The 19963-nt window shown below is 47.5% G+C and carries 18 protein-coding genes; 3 read left to right on the plus strand and 15 right to left on the minus strand.

The features are described from left to right. Positions 1-241: 241 nt before the first annotated feature. From NLBNIHML_RS16315 to NLBNIHML_RS16345, 7 genes are all read right to left on the minus strand, one after another. Positions 242-1303, minus strand: coding sequence for a pectinesterase family protein (locus NLBNIHML_RS16315; RefSeq protein WP_494352312.1), 1062 nt, complete (start codon positions 1301-1303; stop codon positions 242-244). Then, complete coding sequence (locus tag NLBNIHML_RS16320; RefSeq protein ID WP_342571408.1) at positions 1300-2412, minus strand: glycoside hydrolase family 88/105 protein; 1113 nt, start codon at positions 2410-2412, stop codon at positions 1300-1302. The genes NLBNIHML_RS16315 and NLBNIHML_RS16320 overlap by 4 nt, the downstream gene beginning before the upstream one ends. Before the next feature lie 71 nt (positions 2413-2483). Then, entirely contained in the window at positions 2484-3452 is a 969-nt protein-coding gene (locus tag NLBNIHML_RS16325) for a LacI family DNA-binding transcriptional regulator (protein ID WP_167483728.1), read from the minus strand. 39 nt (positions 3453-3491) lie between these two features. Next, positions 3492-5087 carry an extracellular solute-binding protein gene (locus tag NLBNIHML_RS16330; protein WP_494352313.1) on the minus strand — a complete coding sequence of 532 codons (1596 nt, stop codon included), beginning with the start codon at positions 5085-5087 and terminating at the stop codon, positions 3492-3494. Between the two features lie 68 nt (positions 5088-5155). Beyond that, positions 5156-6037, minus strand: coding sequence for a carbohydrate ABC transporter permease (locus tag NLBNIHML_RS16335; protein WP_124116782.1), 882 nt, complete (start codon positions 6035-6037; stop codon positions 5156-5158). Between the two features lie 29 nt (positions 6038-6066). Beyond that, a complete protein-coding gene (locus tag NLBNIHML_RS16340; protein ID WP_494352314.1) occupies positions 6067-6984 on the minus strand; it encodes an ABC transporter permease in 918 nt (305 codons plus the stop codon). A gap of 354 nt (positions 6985-7338) precedes the next feature. Beyond that, positions 7339-8142 (minus strand): helix-turn-helix domain-containing protein, encoded by an 804-nt coding sequence (locus NLBNIHML_RS16345; protein WP_494352315.1) that lies wholly within the window; start codon positions 8140-8142, stop codon positions 7339-7341. A gap of 117 nt (positions 8143-8259) precedes the next feature. Between NLBNIHML_RS16345 and NLBNIHML_RS16350 the strand changes: the two genes are divergently transcribed. Further along, complete coding sequence (locus tag NLBNIHML_RS16350; RefSeq protein WP_494352316.1) at positions 8260-9486, plus strand: MFS transporter; 1227 nt, start codon at positions 8260-8262, stop codon at positions 9484-9486. A 75-nt stretch (positions 9487-9561) separates the two neighbouring features. After that, entirely contained in the window at positions 9562-10344 is a 783-nt protein-coding gene (locus NLBNIHML_RS16355; protein WP_494352317.1) for an ABC transporter ATP-binding protein, read from the plus strand. A gap of 189 nt (positions 10345-10533) precedes the next feature. Here the strand turns inward: NLBNIHML_RS16355 and NLBNIHML_RS16360 are convergent, their stop codons facing one another. From NLBNIHML_RS16360 to NLBNIHML_RS16380, 5 genes are all read right to left on the minus strand, one after another. Continuing rightward, complete coding sequence (locus tag NLBNIHML_RS16360) at positions 10534-11262, minus strand: class I SAM-dependent methyltransferase (RefSeq protein ID WP_494352318.1); 729 nt, start codon at positions 11260-11262, stop codon at positions 10534-10536. 144 nt (positions 11263-11406) lie between these two features. After that, entirely contained in the window at positions 11407-12702 is a 1296-nt protein-coding gene (locus tag NLBNIHML_RS16365; protein ID WP_494352319.1) for a glycosyltransferase family 2 protein, read from the minus strand. Between the two features lie 161 nt (positions 12703-12863). Further along, on the minus strand, positions 12864-13739 hold the full coding sequence (locus tag NLBNIHML_RS16370) for a diguanylate cyclase domain-containing protein (RefSeq protein ID WP_339238700.1): 876 nt from the start codon (positions 13737-13739) through the stop codon (positions 12864-12866). A gap of 112 nt (positions 13740-13851) precedes the next feature. Next, positions 13852-14961, minus strand: coding sequence for a glycosyl hydrolase family 8 (locus NLBNIHML_RS16375; RefSeq protein WP_494352320.1), 1110 nt, complete (start codon positions 14959-14961; stop codon positions 13852-13854). A 101-nt stretch (positions 14962-15062) separates the two neighbouring features. Further along, positions 15063-15503, minus strand: coding sequence for a MarR family winged helix-turn-helix transcriptional regulator (locus NLBNIHML_RS16380; protein WP_339243248.1), 441 nt, complete (start codon positions 15501-15503; stop codon positions 15063-15065). A gap of 212 nt (positions 15504-15715) precedes the next feature. Between NLBNIHML_RS16380 and NLBNIHML_RS16385 the strand changes: the two genes are divergently transcribed. Next, positions 15716-16156 (plus strand): GNAT family N-acetyltransferase, encoded by a 441-nt coding sequence (locus tag NLBNIHML_RS16385; protein ID WP_494352321.1) that lies wholly within the window; start codon positions 15716-15718, stop codon positions 16154-16156. 163 nt (positions 16157-16319) lie between these two features. Here the strand turns inward: NLBNIHML_RS16385 and rlmN are convergent, their stop codons facing one another. The 3 genes from rlmN to greA all read right to left on the minus strand — a co-directional run bounded on the left by rlmN (position 16320) and on the right by greA (position 19710). Further along, positions 16320-17414 carry a dual-specificity RNA methyltransferase RlmN gene (gene rlmN, locus NLBNIHML_RS16390; protein ID WP_339238704.1) on the minus strand — a complete coding sequence of 365 codons (1095 nt, stop codon included), beginning with the start codon at positions 17412-17414 and terminating at the stop codon, positions 16320-16322. A gap of 179 nt (positions 17415-17593) precedes the next feature. Beyond that, entirely contained in the window at positions 17594-18949 is a 1356-nt protein-coding gene (locus tag NLBNIHML_RS16395) for a sodium-dependent transporter (protein WP_339238705.1), read from the minus strand. Between the two features lie 284 nt (positions 18950-19233). Then, positions 19234-19710: a transcription elongation factor GreA gene (greA, locus tag NLBNIHML_RS16400; RefSeq protein ID WP_339238706.1), complete on the minus strand. Its 477-nt coding sequence runs from the start codon at positions 19708-19710 to the stop codon at positions 19234-19236. Positions 19711-19963: the final 253 nt, after the last annotated feature.

Genomic DNA, 19963 nt, shown 5'->3' on the forward strand with positions numbered 1-19963 from the left:
CCCTTATCAAAATGGACCTTCCCTCTCGTTTTCTCTTTCAGCAGACATCACCAAATTTTACAGGGAATTTACAGATCCTCACCCTGTATTTAATCAGTAAAATGCCTGGGAGATAAGGGATAAAATAGTTCTATTGGGGGCGAAAAATGTAATATGGCACGCCGAAAAGGCTTTCCGCCAAGTCCTCAGGAGACTTGAAAGAAAGCCTGTGTTATATATTGTGTAGAGAATAGGGCGAATCTTACCGCTGCTCCCCTTCCCCTTCAAAAGGCTGCCAACCATCCATGCCGGATAGAATCAGAGGTATAGCGTACTCCGCCGCTTCCTGTTCGGTCAGCATTTTGGCCCAGGGCACACGATCAGCAGCACGTCCGGCACCAGGCCCGGCACTGTTATATTCCGCATACTGAACGGTCTGCTCCGCATCTGTCTTGTTCCAGTTATGCCATCCCTCCTGCTTCACATGAGCGCCGATCCAGCAGTTCAGAAAACAGACTTTGGCATGATGACGCCACGGCCTGCCCAGATACACCGACTGCGGCGGAGCATTGCTGGTCAGATCACAGTCCAGAAACACATAGCCGTATCGTACATCCTCCGGCGTAGACGCTGCGGTAATCCAGCCGTTCACTTGTCCATCCGCAGCCTCCGCTTCGGTCAGGCGATTCTTCGTAAAAATCTCGCAGCCCTTAAATACCACCGTAGCCGAGCCAAAGATAAAATCGATATCGCCTTCAATGTAACAGTCTTCGAAATACTGCCGCAGTTTGCGCCGCTCGGCACCATCACGTGGCCCGCCAAAGTAACTTCGATCCATGGGTTGCTCCGGCAATGGGCCGGTGAAGATCGTATCCTGGTGGCCGATCAGACGACAGCGGCGAAAGACCGCCCGGTCTCCATCTACGTAAACGGCCAGCGCCTGACCAACCTCCTTGCCCGGCCCGGCAGCATTTACGAAGGAAATGCCCTCTGCCGTAAAATCATCGGCACCGATAAAAGCGGTATAGGAATGAAACGTATGATATGGCGACCCGTCCGGGAACTTCTTAAGTGCATAATCATCATACGTAATGATCGTCTGCTCCGCCCCGTCACCAATCAGATGGATGCCCGGCTTCTCCATATGCAGCTTCTCATAATAGACGCCAGCTTTTACTCGAATCGGAACGTTTCCGATGCTATTCTCCGGCAGCGCATCAACTGCAGCCTGAATCGTCACATAATCCCCCGTCCCATCTGAAGCAACAGTCAGACAGGGAGTCGATGGTTCCAATGCTGTATTCGGCAATTTCTGCTGTGTCATGGCAATCGCTCCATTTCCAGCGCTGCCAGCAGGAGCGGAGCCACCCCCATAAAGGAATCGCTTACAACCGCTTCGCTCACATAGTAGCTGTACGAGCCATCCCGGTCCAGACTTAGTCCTGCGCCATGACAGATCCCGTTTAACCGAACGCCATCAGCCGTCTCCTCCACCAATCTGGAGTAAAGCCCCTGCCATCCTTTCTCCGCCGCAGCTCTGAAATGCGGCTCCAGATACTTCAGCCGCACACCCTTGGCAAGTGCATATACAAACATGCTTGACCCGGATGCTTCCAGATAGTTGCCTTTGCGGAAGCCCTGATCCAGCACCTGAAACCATAACCCGCTCTCCTGCTCCTGCACGCGCACCAAAGCATGGCACATCCGTTCGAAGATACCGATGATGGTGCCGCGTTTTGCATGATTCACGGGGAAATGCTCCACGCTGTCCACAATCGCCATAGCATACCAGCCCATCGCCCGGCTCCAGAAGTGTGGCGAGCACCCTGTCGATGAATCGGCCCAGACCTGTTCCTTCGATTCATCCCAGCCATGATAGAGCAGTCCGGTCAGGGGATCACGGGTCTGGCGTTCGATCAGCAGAATCTGGTGCGCTACTTCATCCCATAACTCGGGGTGATCAAATGTCTTCGCATACTCGGATAGAAAGGGAGAGGACATATACAGGCCGTCCAGCCACATCTGGAATGGATAGATTTTTTTGTGCCAGAAGCCGCCCTCCGACGTTCGAGGTTGCCCTGCGAGCTGTGCGGCCAAGAGATGTGCCGCTTCTGCGTAACGCTGATCTTCAGCACCCTCCAGTAATGCAAACAGGTTTTTCCCCTGATTAATCTGATCCAGATTATATTCTTCCAAAGTATACGTGCCAATAGAACCATCTGGCTGGATATACAAGTCCATATGTTTTTTCATAAAATCAACATACTCTTGCTTGCCATAATATCGCCCAGTTCGAGCCATCGCCATCAATGTCATGCCTTCCACGTATGCCCATCGTCCCGAAGGGAACGCATGATAACCGTCCCCGTCACATTGCTGGATGATCGTTGCTGCAATTCGCTCAGACCAGGATAACTGCGTCTGTACCTGCATAAGCAATTCCTCCTTGAATGTTGTACTTAACTAATACATGTATGACTAACGGATAACCGCTTCACTCTTGCTTATTGTCGGCACATTGCCGTTGAATTGCGAAGGTTCAGCTTGGGCTGAATGACTACCGGAACATCGACCTGTTCATCACGAATCAACGATACAATCAGCTCCGCTGCCTGCACGGCCAGTTCATCCAGAGACGGGCCAATTGTCGTCAAGGCCACTTCGGCATACTGCATATCCGGCAGATCATCATACCCGATCAACGAGATATCGCGCGGAACGCTGTAACCTGCCTCAAGCAAAGCCCGAAGTGCACCTCGGGTGACCAGGTTGTTCAGCCCAATAAAAGCTGTCGGCGACTCCGGCCCAAACGCATGATTACGTATGGCAAAATACCCGTCTTCCCAGGAGGAATACGCTGGCAGCACATGGTCTTCATTAAAAGCCAGACCCGTACGCTGCAACGCTTCCCGGTATCCCTCCAGTTTAATGTTCTGCGAGTTGCCGATGAACCCGATTCGGCTGTGCCCCAGCGATTTCAGATGCTCCACTGCTTTGAACAATCCTTCTTTGCGATCAATCTTAATGTAAGGAGAGTTCGGCGCTTCATCTGTACCCAGCACAAAACATGGCATGTTGAGTGTCGCGAACTTTTTCCAGAACATCTCCCGATTGTCCAGTGCATAGTCCCACAGAATACATCCGTCCACACGCAGCTGGCTGAAGACATCCACACCATCATCCGCTACAACCAGGATCATCTGATACCCCCGCTTCTTCAGCTCGGTGTGCAGACGGCCGGAGATGTTCGAGAATAACGGATTGCTCAGTTCATCCAGCACAAAGCCGATGATATTGCTTCTGCCGGTGGAGAGTTGCCGGGCCAGCATATTTTTTCGATATTGATGTTTCTCCGCGACCGCAAGCACCTTTTGCTTCGTAGCCGGTTTGATTCGGGGATCATCATTCAGCGCCTTGGATACTGTGCTATAGCTCACCCCCGCCAGTTTGGCAATGTCTTTAATGGTTATCAAAATCAATCAACACCTCTCATACGCCTGAAACCCTATTTCCTATTTCTGTGCAGCCTTATAACGATCATATTGTGCCTGTCTGCCCGCAATAACCTGCTCTATATTCATCTTCTTCAACGTCTCAATATAACTGTCAAACTGATCCAGACTAGCATCACCGCTAATAAACTTGAAGTTCATCTCTTCCACATATGTGGTAATGTCAGGCATCGCCATGCTCTCCACGCTCGCTTCATCCGGCAGGGCATAGACAAACGGGAACGGTTCACGGACATACGGCTCCAGTTCCTTATCCATCTTCGCATGCCAAGGGGCCACAACGGAATCGGCAGAATCGGTCGATTGAATGTTCGGCAGATTCACCGGTCCGATGCCGAGCTTCTGAATGTATTCATTGTCCTTGCCTTTGTCCGTAAATGTCTTCACGCCATTCTCTTCCGTATACGTGTCATCCTTGATGCCCCACGTATAATATGTCTGTGCCTCTTCACTTACCGCATAATCCAGGAAGCGGAAAGCCAGCTCTGGATTTTTGCTATCCCGCGTGATACCGAAGATGCCGCTAACCGGGGTACGTCCTACGTAAAACTGATCGCCATGCGGTCCTTTCAGTGGCAGAATGCCTTTGATGATTGGCTCTTCCGGATTGTAATCCTTGAACAGCGGGCTGTAGACCATCGACATGTACCAGCTGAAATTAAACGTTGCGCCGGTCACATCCTGAGAGATCCGCGATGTGACCTGATCACTCGTGGTACTCGCATAATCTACCCCAAGCAGACCTTCCTTGTACAGTCCATTCAGATAGGTCAGGTACTCCTTGTATGCCGGCTCATAATAGCTGAAATGCACCTTGCCCTGATCGTCTGCATAAAACTGATTGGACAGATCAAGTCCAAATGCAGGGCCAAAGGCCATGGACACAAATTTCGCTTCCATGGACAGTGGAATCTCATCGGCTTTTCCGTTGCCGTTCGGGTCGTCTGTCTTGAACTTGCGCAGCATCGCCGTAAACTCATCCAACGTGGTCGGCTCGCTTAATCCAAGCTTATCAAGCCAGCGAACATTGACCATAAATACCGGCATGTAGTTGCGGGTTAGCGTCTGCTGCGGGACATAATACATTTTACCATCTGGCGTCGTTAAACTGGCTTTGACCGAAGGCGACTTTTCATATATTTTTTTCAGATTCACGCCGTATTTCTCCACCAGATCATTAATCGGAATGAATAGACCGCTGTTGATGTACTTCATCAGTTGATCCTGATCCGGCAGGTACACAATATCGGGCAAGCCGGTACCGGCAGCCAGCCTCGGATTTACGGCATCCGCATAGTTCTGCGGTGGTATGAGATCCCAATCGACCGTAACACCGGCGTTACTCTCAATTTTCTTAACGATAGCTGCGGTGGAGAGATCCACGTTGGTCGTCCAGGCGTTAGTGCCGAGAATGGACAGCTTGGCATCCGGTTGATCCGTTACCGGCCCTGCCCCGGTATAATTGAAAGCCGGTTCCGAACTGGACGGGGTGCTCCCCTCCTCGGTTCCTGCCCCTGTTCCACCACTACATCCCGCCAGGCTGATTGCCAGTATCGCTGCCATTACACTTTTTCTTCCTGCCCCTTTAAATCTCATCCATCATTCCTCCTTAGGTATGAACCATTTTGAACTCCCTTGAATGACATGACACTTAATAATAAAAGCTATCCTTTCACGGCTCCGAGGGTGATGCCCTTAACGAAGTACCGTTGGATAAACGGGTAGATCGTAACAATAGGTAGAATGCTAACTACAATGGATACATAACGTACTTGCAGGGTCGATACCGCCAGCGCCCCGGATGTCATCGTGCCGCCCATCTTCTGCATCACTTCCGGCGATGCCATGATCAGCACCCTTCGCAGGAACATCTGTAAGGGCTGCATATCCTGTTTGCCCAGATATAATAGGGCCGAGAAAAAGTTGTTCCAGTGGAATACGGCATAGTACAGCGTGAGCACAGCCAGTGTTGGCTTGATGATGGGAACCGCCAGACGATACAGCATTGTCATCTCATTGGCCCCGTCTATACTGGCACTTTCAAAAATCTCATTCGGGATGCCTTCAAAGGCCGAACGGCAGATCATGACGTTAAACGTAATCACCAGCACAGGCAGCACCATGACCCAGCGGGTATTGTACAGCCCAAGCGAGGTAATCAGCATGTAGACCGGAATGAGTCCACCCGAGAAATACATGGTGAAAGCGATGAAAAAGTTCAGCTTGCGACGCAAGAAAAACTGCTGTCTGGATAACGGAAAAGCGGCAAGACATGTTGCCACAATATTCAACAGTGTGCCTACCACGGTGTACCAGAGGGTGTTGTAGAACGACACCCATAACTCCTTGTATTGTAGTACCATTTGGTAACCTGACAGGGTAAAGCCAACGGGCCACAATACGACTTTTTGTTTGTCGATGGCATCCACCGAGCTGAATGAAATGCTGATAACGTACAGAAAGGGATACAACGTGACAACAACCGCCAATATGGTCAGCAGGTAGACACATCCGTAGAACAAACGGTCACTTCTTGATTTTTGCATACAGGTCTCCTTTGGTCCGGGTTATAGTCTTACCAGAGTGACATCTTGGTCAGGCGGCGGGTCATGGAATTGGCAGCAAACACAAGCACAAAAGTGATAATGGAGTTAAACAGGCCGACTGCTGTGGCGAAGCCGTAATTCTGGCCTTCAATCCCCATCCGGTATACATAGGTGGACAGGACATCCGCCGTTTCGTAGGTGGCTCCGTTGTAGAGCAGATATACTTTCTCGAAGCCTACGCTCATAATGCCGCCAAGCGACAGAAGCAGAAGAATGACAATGGTTGGTTTGATACTGGGAAGGGTCAGGTGCCATAGCTCCTGGAATTTGTTGACGCCGTCGATTTTGCCGGAATCATACATCTCGGGGTCGATCCCCATAATGGCTGCAATGTAGATGATGGAGCTGAAGCCAAAGCTCTGCCAGATGTCGGAACTTGTGAAGATGGTACGGAACCAGCTGGCATCCATCATGAAGTTCACTTTTTCCATGCCCAGACTCGCGATGAGGGTATTCACAATACCGTCTGTTGGTGACAGGAAGTTAATGATCATGCCGGCTACAACGACAGTGGAGATGAAATGAGGAAGGTAGGTAACCGTCTGGGCAAATCGTTTGAATGTTCGGTTCTTGATCTCCACAATGCAGACCGCGAACAGAATGGGGATCGAGAAGCCAAACAGGAGTGGCAGAAATGCAAGCAAGAACGTGTTGCACAGCAGTCGCCAGAAGTAAATGGAATTCACGAACTGTTCGAACCAGCGCAGTCCCACCCATTCCCCGCTGAGCATGCCCTGACCCGGCAGGAAATTACGAAATGCCAACAACACGCCAGGCATCGGAAGGTACATGAAGATGAGGTAATACAGGAAGATAGGTGAAAACATCAGCAGTAAATACTTATCTCGTCTGATCAGGCTGAACAGCGTAGACATGCGTTTTTTCAACGTGAAACACTCCCCTTCGCCACATAATTACAACGTTTGAATTTTTGAATAAAAGTGAACTGCCATTTCACTGACGTATTTGTTATTCATCCCATCCACTTTTGGTAACAACCTATAATATTCTGCGTAAAAAGAGATTCTTGATCGAAATAGTCCTCCTTACATTGTAGTTCTTTCTTTTGAATCAATTGTTAAAACCATAATTACAACGTTGTAATTTTAAATTAAATGTATACGCTTACATAAACTTTTTCCCATCTTAGCAAAGTCTCCATTGTTTGGCAACAACAAAAATCAGTGACATGCTGCAACGCACTAAATACAGCCTCGCATACGCGAGACTGTATTTATAATCTACACTTGATTCCGATACTCCATCGGTGTCATAACATATACTCGCTGAAAAGCTCTGTAAAACTGACTAACGCTGGAAAATCCCAGTTCATAACTGATGGTGGTTACCGAATCCGTCGTAAGGCGGAGCCTTCTGGAGGCTTCTTCTACACGCAAATTTAATAAATATTGATACGGTGTCTTTCCCGTAAGAGTCTTGAAAGAGCGCATGAAATGATATCGGCTCTGATGCGCGACCATCGCCATTGAATCAATATCCATTGGACCCGTATAGGCACTGTGAATGTAATCCAGCACGCGGCGGAAATGAGGGTCCATAGATGGACCATTATCTGCAATCGTTTTTCCATTTTCCTGCCCCATCAACATGCGTCTTAGATACATCTCGACCGCCATTTCTGTTTCCTGTACTTGGAGCGAATCCGGCATGTCATCTAACAAAATGGAGTTCCAGCCTCGGAACAGACTACTGATCTCAGCGGGATCAAAAGTCTGGATAGGTCGAAACTCAGCTCGCCCCCCACTTAACTCCGCACCTTCTACACTACCTAATGGCGGTTTACGGAACTTGATCACGATGACAGCCGAATCCGACCCTATCTCAAAATAATGCTCAGTCTGAGGATGAGCAATAATCCCCTTGCCTGCGTTCAGAGGGTATGCGTGCCGTTCCTGTACCAGATGACATTGGCCTCTGACCGGCAACGTTAGCTGATACCAGTCATCATGCACATGAGGTTCATTCGCGAACCCTCCGGTAGCTTTCCATAATTCCAACCCATTTAACGTCATGTTTAATTCCATCGTTTCCTCACCTGCTGACATTATAGCAAATCGTGCTCACTTTCCAAGCACTTTTCACAAAGACAATGCCTGACCGTATCTTTTATCATAGAAAAAAATAATTCGAGGTGATCTCCCATGGCTCAGGCCACTTTAAGCAAAATGCAAATCAACTCTTCCGCCAATTGGGCACTCGCCGGAGTCAGCTTCGCCCATTTGCTGAATGATGCGATGCAGACCGTGGTTCCATCTGCTTTTCCGCTGTTTCAGCAAACCATGCAGCTCAGTTTCGCCCAGATGGGTTGGATTGCCTTCACCCTGAATATTACTGCATCCGTCCTTCAGCCCCTGGTCGGTTATATGTCAGATCGCAGACCCATGCCGATTCTGCTTCCCGGAGGCATGTTATTCTCCCTGATCGGTGTGCTCGGCTTAGCCTTGTCTTCCGAGTTATGGATGCTGCTTGTTTCTGCAGCATTGATTGGCATAGGCTCATCCATCCTCCACCCCGAGTCCTCACGCGTGGCTCATATGGCAGCCGGCCGTGGACGTGGAATGGCGCAGTCGATCTTCCAGGTGGGAGGCAATACGGGACAGGCCATTGCTCCATTACTGGTTGCTTTCATTCTGCTGCCACATGGGCAGCGTAGTTTTCTATGGCTAATGGGCTTTGCCCTGATCGGCATCTTTATTCAGTCTTATGTCAGTCGTTGGTACAGAGACAAACTTGCCGAGACTCGCATTCGTCAGCAACAACCTTTAAAATCAAGCGGCGCAGAACCAATCGCTCAACCTGTGAGCAGGGGATTCATCGCTTTTACAATGGGAATTCTTATCCTGCTGTTATTCTCCAAATTCGTATATATTGCTGGCATGACCGGATATTATGCCTTCTATTACGCGGATGCATATGACTTGCCGCTCTCCCAGGCACAGATCTGTCTGTTTATTCTGCAATTCGCAGGCATGGTCGGAACTTTGCTCGGCGGCCCGCTCGCTGATCGCTATGGACGCAAACCGATGATCTGGTTCTCCATTGCAGGCACTGCACCGTTCTCCCTGTTGCTGCCTTATGCAGGACCCGTCTTGTCCATGGTATTGTGCGGAATGATTGGACTAATCCTGATGTCCGGCTTCAGCGTCATCATTGTCTATGCACAGGAGCTGCTTCCTCGTCATATTGGAACGGTATCCGGGTTATTTTTTGGCTTGTCATTCGGAATGGCTGGACTTGGCTCGGTGGTGCTGGGTTCCTTAATTGATGTGACCAGCGTTGCATTTGTTATCAAGTTATGTTCGTTTTTGCCACTGCTTGGTGTGTGTGCCATATTTCTGCGCAAGGACCAACCAAGAACAGCGGGATAACCGTTGAAACCTCACTGATGTTGTGACTACAATACACCTAGGACAATCGAGGATAACAGAAGGAGGGAATAACGCATGATTATTGATGTACAGCATGTCACTTGGAAAAGGGGACCTCTTACCCTGCTGAACGATGTAAGCTGGCAGGTTAATGACGGAGAACACTGGGCGTTGCTTGGCCTGAATGGCTCGGGCAAAACAACACTCCTGAACATGATCACCGGGTATCTCTGGCCGACGGAAGGCAAGATATCCGTGCTGGGCCATGAATATGGCGATGTCGATCTGAGACAGCTCCGCAAATCCATCGGCTGGGTCAGTTCATCTCTGCAAGAGAAATTGTACGGCACGGATCGCACACAATATGTCGTAATCAGCGGCAAACATGCCACCATTGGCTTGTATGACAAGCTATCGGATGATGATCTGGAACAGGCACAGGAATTGATGCGAACGCTGGGCTGTCAGCACCTGTGGGATCGCGAATATCGTACCTGTTCTCAAGGTGAGAAACAGAAACTCCTTATTGCCCGAGCACTCATGGCCAATCCGCGCGTACTCATTCTGGACGAGCCTTGCAATGGACTGGATCTGTTCTCAAGAGAGCGATTGCTGGATAGCATCTGTGAATTATCACAGCGTCCAGACACCCCTTCACTCATCTATGTCACCCATCATACCGAGGAAATATTGCCCGTGTTCGGTCATAGTCTCCTGCTTCGTAGGGGTGAAATCGTGAATAGCGGACCAACGAGCGAGCTGATGAACACCGAAGTGCTGAGCAACTTCTTCGAGGCCCCTGTGGAAGTTGATCGGCACGGGGAACGTGTCTATGTCAGAGCTGCGGCGGATTCATAATTACGTGGTTATACACAGCACACGCAACATAGGTACAGAAACTTAACAGTAAAAGCCCAATATCTTATCCACATGTGGATAGATTTTGGGCTTTTCAATGCTATATCTAGTGTTATCCACTGTTTTCTGTGTAGAACTTTCTACTTTTTGAGTATAACTCAGCTATTCCATCTGTTTCTTCACCGCGATCTATTTCCGGGCAGCCAGGAACAGAAACAATGGAATACGCTGCCTGCGCAGATAGGTTTCCTCGTTTATGAAATGGGCACGTTGTGGTGCTGACTCCCGTAAATGTTCTACACGGAACCCCGCCCGCTGCAATGCCATATAGTAGGATTCAATGGACCGATGCATCTTTTTCACAGAACCGCCCAGCCACTGCTGCTCACGGAATCCTTCCACAAAATACTGATCAACCACCCAATCCGTTCGTGTCCCGGAGGGTTGCAGTGTCGACGTGATCACAGGATGTTCTACCGAGAATACAAATGTCCCGTTCTCTTTCAACGTATCGTATATATTGCGGAACAGGCCCTCCACATCCTCAATATAGTGGACAGCCAGTCTCGATATCACCAGATCATACGCCCCGACCGGGTAGGTCCAGTCCTCCATGAACGCTTGTTCAATCCGGGCATTCAATCCTTTTACGGATTCATTAGCTGCCTGAATCATATTCATCGAACCCTCAATCCCCGTATACGTCGCACCTTCACGCTCCCTGCCCAGCAATTCTGCGGCGAACCTTGCATCCCCGCAACCAAGGTCCAATATATTCTTGCCGGTTACATCTCCGATCAACTCCAGCATCACCGGCTTCTCCAATGTATCATTGGCGTTCTCCTGCCACTTGCGACGTTCCATATACTTCTCGAAATTCGCCTCATCATCGTAAAAGTCTGATCCTCTGTCCTTCATTCCGTGACCCTCCGTTTCGGATAAGCATGATCCTCTTTACAGCCTGTATGAGTATACAGAATGCCAACCAATCTTTCCATAGTAAAAAAGACTGCCTTCTGAACGAATCCAGAAAACAGCCCTTCATTTATAAGTTGATGTTTCTCAGCCAAAACGCTGTGTTTTGTACCATTTGGTTTCTCTCCGGAATAGCTTATCTCCAATAAGCGAGATAAATGCTTTGACGGATATGACCAGAAATAACTGGGCATATGTGAAATAGGAGAGGCAGGCCACAATAAAATTCTGCGTATTGCTTTGCCCAATATCTGCTGAGAGTGCGAGATTAATTTGTAGTACATAAATGTAGTACATTAATGCCCATGCTATTACGAGATACACGTAAACATCCCCTGAGAACTGGAAGGGAGAAATGACATTCGGATTAAATAATGCAATAACCTGATACACTAGATTCGAGACAAAAATAATATCCGATACAATAATAGCGATCATAAACCAGAAATAACTTGCAGCATAGTACAGAACATGCAGTTTAATTCTCCAGCTAGTACGGTCAAATAAATGCTTCACATTGTCGATAACAACCTGGTAATTTCCCTTGGACCAGCGCTCGCGCTGTTTCATATATACCGATAATTGCTCAGGTTCCTGCTGGTAAGCCTCTGCTTGTGGCGCTAATGCAATAAGCTGACCCCGAGTAAGAATATCAAACGACACGGCCGTATCTTCCGTGATCGCATCAGGGTCCCATCCACCAATCTCACGGATCAGTGCTGCCTTGATAATATAGTTCGTACCAGGAATCGTGCCCAGTTTGAATAACTCCCATAGCCCCGTATGGTGAACACGTTGGACCGTTACAAGTTCCAGATTAATGCAACGGGAGAGAAAATTCTGACCCCGATTACGAGCTTTGTTTCGACCAAATACAGCACCATACTTCTCCGGGTTTTCCAATGCTTTTTGTGTCAAAAACATCAATGCATTCCGCTCAGGCGCCGCATCTGCGTCATAGATACATATCCATTCTCCCCACGCCAGTTCAAGACCATCATTCAAAGCTCCCGACTTCCCACCTGTACCGGTACGCTCCAGAATGGTAAAGTCACGATCTGCATAACTCGTCTTGGCCTTGAGTTCCTTCAGGTGCTCTGCTGTACTATCTGTACAATTATCTGCAATAACAATAACTTGAACTTTATGCTCAGGGTAGTTCAGACGCAATATATGCTCAACGGTAGACACAATAACTACCCCTTCATTATGCGCAGGCACCATGACAGTCACAGTGGGGTAATCATCCATATTTTCAGGAATTTGAATTCCCTTTTTTTCTTGTTTGTTAATGAAACGAATAGCTCCAGCCATAATGACAATCGACTCGGTGACGGATATCCAAATACTGAGGATGGACATCAACAGCAGGAAATCAGCCATTCAATTTCCTCCGATCATATTTCCTGTTAATTTTCCCTCGAAAACGAAGAGTCGCAAAGGTTAAGATAAGAATCGTAATGGCAAAGAAACTGCTAACTACAATACATAATGGAACAAACCATGTTAAATAATTCACAGAAATACTCCTCCCCCCATAGCATCTAGATGTATTCACCAATGAGATCTGTCTCTGTGTTCCGTTCCAGTGCCGCAATAACAGCATCGATATCCTCATACTTACTGAATTGTTCCTTCTGGAATACCAGCGCACCCGATCGAATAACCGTCTGCAACTCATTTCCCTTTTTATCGATGATTTGCAGATCCATCATGGCTTTTTTGATCCGTTGTGTCAGGATGGGCAAGTACTCCACATTGGTCATTGGACAGATAATCACAAAACGTCCTCGATCCACAAAAAACTTATAATCCTCAAACCGAATCTGCTTCTGTATGGTAGTGGATAGTTCAAGAAGGAACTGTGCATAACGTACGGAACCGAGTGATTCCAGTACCAACGGCAAAAACTCGATCTTGAACATCGCCATGCTGAATCCATATTGCTCCGAATAACGTCTGGCTAGATTACTTTGCTTAACAAGCGTATCCGCAAGTGCATCCTTATTGCCCAGGGAGGTATCCAGATCAATCTCCGGATTACGCTCCTGAAGCTCCTGCAGACGCTCCATGACACGCGCATTGCGCACAAGACTTGCCTTGATAAAAGCAGCCACAGCCACATTGGCTGGAATGAGCAGCCACCAAGAGAACGTAAGTACACTTACATCCGCGTAGGTAACAAGCCACACAAAATAAGAGACCAAATAGATAAATCCGGCGACGACAGATACCCCGACAGGTATCACAAAACCCAGGATCAGCGCTCCAAGCGACACAATGCTAAACACCACATCCAGTGTAGTATAACTCTGATTCATATAAATCTTAAGATAGACAATGAGCTGCTGGATTACGGCTAATCCAATCAAACTCGCATATCCCCATGCAATACGAAGGATGGGTGCTTTATTCCTCATAGGTTTCTTCTCTCCAGTAGATTGGTTAGTGATATTTCGAGTAAACAATATATGACATGAATAGACAAACATTATGTTAACACATTGTTGAATATATTAAACGACATTTTTATTACTTTTTAAGTAACTTCTGTAATTCAGTTTCCCCAAGCAAAGGAAACAGGTTATCAAACATATGTGTGTTTCCACTAAATACATATCCGCCTGGATAACTGGCGTCCAGACTACGCATGCTGATCATATGCTTATACAGCTGTTTCGCCCATTTTGGATCACCTGACTGAACCGCAAGCAACATCGCGAGTCCATATACGGATGGAGATTGGTAAGATACCGCAGGTGTGCGAGTACTACGCTTATATTGTCCCGGCAGCTGATGACGGGTATTGAATTCTTTTTTTAAAAAAGCAATGAGCTTGTCCGGTTTACGGCTGGTCGCAGTTAGATGGTTCGCTACGATCAACTGATCAATCAGATTCACTGTCTCATCATATGTATACTCTTTCGTCCCCACATTGAATGTTTTCGGATAAAATATCCCGTCATCCGGCATACTCTTCAACATGGATTCGTACTTGGCATATGTGCCCGGCTCCAGCATTTCATGCTTCTCCATTAATTGGAGAGACGGTAGATCCACATAAACCAGGCTTAACATATCCGCGGAGTAACCATTGCCAAAATCGTGAAAATCAACATAATATCCTTTATTCTGAACCGACTGCGTCAGTGTACGGGAAATATCCGAGGCCGTTGCCAGTTTGGCTTCTCTTCCCTGTTGCCATTGATCTGCTGCCTTTAATAAGGCACCGACAATTCGGAAATCATCACCGAGTGCGTTGGTGGTCACGTGAGATTTTCCCTCAGCATCCAGCTTCCAGGCAATATATTTTTGCGGCATGAGGAAATAGGTCGTCAGCAGCTCATAGCTTTGCTCAAATAACGCCTGATCGTTCTTCGCTACAGCATATTGCATCCAAAGACCAAGTGATTCAGATAAAACCTCTCTGCCTGCTACGATATCCGCTTTTTCGGATGTGGCATCTTGCAAATAGGACGCAAGTAAACCATTGGGATTGGTCATATGCTCTTGGACAAAGGATACTGTAGGGGATAATTCATTCATCACGAACCGCTCCTTCATGAAAATAATGAACGCTGCTGCAATACTGACCACCATTATGACCAACCACGTTACTGTTTTCCGGTTCATTCTCTTCATGATTCCCTCCTGTACTTTTGCTATTGTGAGATAATGACTCTGCTCCTTGAGATCGGTTCGGCTAGGGTCTGGGATGTAGGGGGCAAGGATAGAGGTATTGTTCATTCTGAGATATTCATGTAGGACCGCCGTCCGCCCTTTTTGACAAATTTCCAGTCTACCTCGATGTTGTGGCGCATTCGGCGGAGAAGTTTAACCGCCGTATCTATCTCTTCATCCGTAAAGCCGTCCAGCGTCACCTGGTCGGAATGCTCTCCCTCTTTACGAATGAATTCCCATGCTTTCAGGCCAGCTTCTGTCGGATATAACAACTTGTTCTTCTTATTGTCTATTGCCGACTGTTTGACAATAAATCCATCGGATTCGAGTTTGCTAATCGCTCTGGCAGCAGTCGTGCGATCCACTTTGATCAGTTCAGCGAGCTGATTCGGGATGATTCCCGGATTCTCACAGATGCGATACAGGTAGAGATATTGTCCACGGGACAGGTTCAGATGCTGAAATTCGACATTGCTGATCGAATCCAGACAGCGGGCAATCATGCCAATTTCACGCAACACTTCTTTTTTATCAGTCAATGCGCTCACGCCCTTTTATAAAATTGTTGCATTCACAACATAAATAGTGATATAACTACAGTTAAATTGGATTAAATTTTAACCATGATACTCACAAGGAACGGCTGCAATGATTATGCCATATACCAGTTTATCATGCCCGGATATGATTACTATCGTCCAAAGGAGAAACATTCATGAATACAACGATTGTTGAAGTTAATAATCAGGAATTGCTCGATGCCTGCTTCGCCATCCGTACCGCTATTTTTGTCGAAGAACAAGGCGTATCCGCAGCGGATGAATTCGACGCTTATGATACATTAGAAGCAGAGGCGCGCCACATTCTGCTCTACGTAGACGGTGTACCTGCTGCCTCCTCCAGACTGCGCGTTGTTGAGCAGGTCGCCAAATTGGAACGGATCTGTGTCATGCTCGATTACCGCAAACATGGCCTGGGCCGTGTGCTGATCGACAAGCTGGAGCAGATGGCCATTGCCGACGGACTCGAGAAAGCCAAATTGCACGCCCAGGTACAAGCCTCCGGGTTCTATGAACGTCTCGGATATGCACCTGCATCGGACGTATTTATGGAAGATGGCATTCCCCATCTGTTGATGACCAAAAAACTGAAATAATGTATTCCAAAAACGCCTCCGTTATCACTTCTCAGTGATGTACAGAGGCGTTTTGTATTCAGGCAACACATTCATTCGCAACCCAACAACGGTATATGGTAAGTACAGACTCTGAATATAACAACTAGGTATCCTAACTTACTTGCCAGCTACGCGTTGTGTCTTAGCCCAGTGCCAGACGGTCTGGCTCTGATTCGGCAGTGTTGTTCTTCATTTGTTTACTGCGCAACTGTCCGCAAGCAGCATCGATATCCGTACCATGTTCCATACGGACAGTGGAGTTAATGTTGTTCTTTTTGAGCGTATCATAGAAGCCCAGAATCGACTCCTCTGTACTCCGTTGATACTGACTGTGCTCATCCACCGGGTTGTATGGGATCAGATTCACACTGACCATACTTCTGCGACTGGACAACAGTTCAGCAAGCTCCGCGGCATGCTCACGTTGATCGTTAACATCACGCAAGAGGATATATTCAAACATAATGCGTTTGTTCGTCGTAGCCAGATAATAATCCACTGCATCCATCAATTGCTCAATCGGGAAAGCCCGATTAATCTTCATGATGTGCGTACGCAGTTCATTATTAGGCGCATGCAGGGAGATCGCCAGATTGACCTGGAGACTGCTGTCTGCAAATTCCTTGATTTTGTCCGGGAGGCCACTCGTGGACACCGTTATGCGTTTGGCGGCAAGTGCCAGTCCTTTGCGATCCTTGATGACTTCGATGAAATCACTCATGTGCTGGAAGTTGTCGAATGGTTCACCAATACCCATCACAACCACGTTGGTTACCCGTTCGTCTTGTCCCGCTGCATCCAGATGTCGCTGCACATGCATAATCTGTTCGACAATCTCTCCAGCAGTCAAGTCACGGCTCTTCTTGATCAGACCGCTCGCACAGAAGCTACAGCCAATATTACAGCCGACTTGTGTGGTCACACAGACAGTCAGTCCGTATTTTTGCCGCATCAATACCGTCTCAATCAGGTTGCCGTCCTGCATTCGAAGCAGAAATTTCACGGTACCATCTGCCGATTCCTGTTTCACATGTTCGCTCAGCGAGTTCATGGTGAAATGCTCGGAAAGAACGTCCAGACATTCCTGACGAACGTCGGACATCGCCGGGAAATCATGCACACGCTCTTGGTATAACCATTCCCAAATCCGGGATGCACGGGATTTTTTCTGTCCATGCTCCGGCAGCCAGGAACGTAATTGCTCTAATGTTAATCCATATATGGATGATTTGTTCATTGTATAATCCTCTTTTCGCAAAAAAGCATATGGCTTATCGGTCCTACCCAAAAAACCTCTACTCCGTATTGTCCCAAAATTGTCGAGGGAAAACAAGGGCTTTTGCATTTCTTCCAAGAGGTTTTATCCATGGTAAATCTGCACAACAGACCATATTTAACCCTATCGGGCCTTCACATTTAGAAGTGAATGATACCGGATGTGTGCAGTAGAACCAGCAGAACCAGGATCGGAGCCACGTAACGCAGCATGAACAGCCACACACGGAACCATCCGGAACGCAGACCGGAAGCTTCAGCAGCCGTTTTCCAGAAGTATCCGGCAAAGATCGTCACAAGCAGTCCACCTACAGGCAACAGGATGTTGGATGCGACAAAGTCCATCCAGTCGAACACACTCTTCGATCCAATCGTCCATTCAGGCAGCAAACCGAGCGATAGTACCGAAGGAAGCCCCACGATAAAGACCCCTAGCGAGATAATCCATACCGCACGACTACGGCTCCATGACAGACGTTCCATGAAATACTTCACCGGGACTTCCAGCAAGGACACGGCTGACGTCAAAGCCGCTATAGCCAGCAGGATGAAGAACAATCCGCCAAACAGGAATCCAAGCGGCATAGCTGAGAAGGCTGCCGGAAGAGCCACAAAGATGAGTGACGGCCCTTGGTCCGGTGCAATACCGAACGAGAATGTCGTTGGGAAGATGATCAGACCAGCAATGAATGCATAGATGAGGTCACCGGCACCAACAGCGACGGTCGCTGCACCGAGAGATTGATTTTTATCCACATACGAACCGTAAGTCACCAGTATACCCATCCCGAGTGACAGGGAGAAGAAGGCATGTCCAAGCGCCACCAGTGCAGATTCCGTTGTCAGCTGCGAGAAATCCGGATTCAGGAAGAAGGAAACCCCGGCCCCTGCACCTGGCAACGTAACAGCACGAATCATTAGGATAATAAGCAAAACTAACATTGCCGGAATCAGTACCTTGTTGAACTTCTCGATTCCGTTCGAAACGCCTTTGGCAACAATCCAGCCTGTAATCAGAACTGCAACCAGCTGCCAAACGATCGGCAAATACCCGCTTACAAAGGAGCCGAATTGTCCAGCATAATCCGGATTATTAAACAATGTTCCACTGAAGGAAGTCACTGCATATTGCAATGTCCAGCCCGCGATAATGACATAAAAGGACAGGATGATAAATGGCGTTAATACTTGCAGCAATCCGGCTGCGAGCCAACCCTTATGTCCACCTGCTTTGATAAAAGCAGTAGCAGCACTACCTCGTCCACTGCGACCAATCGCAAGTTCAGCCAGGAGCACTGGCAGACCGATGAGCAGCAAACAGACGATGAAGAGCAGGAAAAACGCAGCTCCTCCGTTCTCACCCGTAATGTACGGGAATTTCCACATGTTGCCCAGACCAACCGAACTACCAATGGCTGCCAGGATAAATCCAGCTTGGGAGAAACGTTCTCCTTTGCCAGCGTTGTCTTGATTTCGATTAGGCTTACTAAAATTCATTGTATCTACTCCATCACTTTAAAGTTTTCCCGTAATTATATACTACTGGCCTTGTCAGGTCATTCGAAATTCGAAATTTGTCGAAATGTTATTTTTTTACATATAAAAGCGCTCGATCATCTTCATTCTCATAAGTTCCCTAAACACAGTATGTGATAAATTCTGTCAGGCCAACCGTATGGAGTTATAACATAACCATATCTCCAACCTTTCAAAACCCATTAGAGCGAAAAAGAGGTGTCCCTCAGCCACTTTGATGACTGGGGAACACCTCTCTTTTAAAATTAAACTCTTATTTCAAGCAACTCATATTTGATAACACCCATCGGAGCATTAACATGAATGACGCTGCCCACTTCTTTGCCCATCAGTTCTTTGCCCAGTGGACTCTCATAGGAAATTTTATTATCTGCTACATCGGCCTCAGCAGGACCAACCAATTTATATTCAATCTTCTCAGCGAATTCGATATCATTGAGCAATACAGTGGAACCTACACCCACTTTGGTAGCATCCATATTCTCGGATGTGATGACTTTGGCGTTTTTCAGCATCTTCTCCACGATCAGAATCCGGGTCTCCATAAAGGCCTGATCATCTTTGGCTGAATGATACTCACTATTTTCCTTCAGGTCACCGTAACTGATCGCGAGTTTCAGACGCTCAGCCAGTTCCTTACGCTTCACTGTCTTCAATTCCCTCAGTTCGTCCTCCAGCTTTTCCAAGCCTTCCTGTGTCAAAATCACTTCTTCATTAGCCATTTTTCCATCTCCTAATCCTGCTATCTATCTATATTCTAACCTATATCCACTCCAAAGGGTTAGCATACCCCAGAAAAAGAAATAGCTCATCCATATATTGTATTTCACTACCATCAAAACCATGATTACCTCTTGAAATGATTTTCAGAGCTGTCCTACTAATTGTACCGTTACAATTAGCTTAATTGACGATGTTGCTTTCACCCGTTGACTCTTACAATGAACTCAGGGCAGCAGAAGTTTATAACCATTG

It is taken from the genome of Paenibacillus sp. JNU01 (assembly GCF_059130585.1).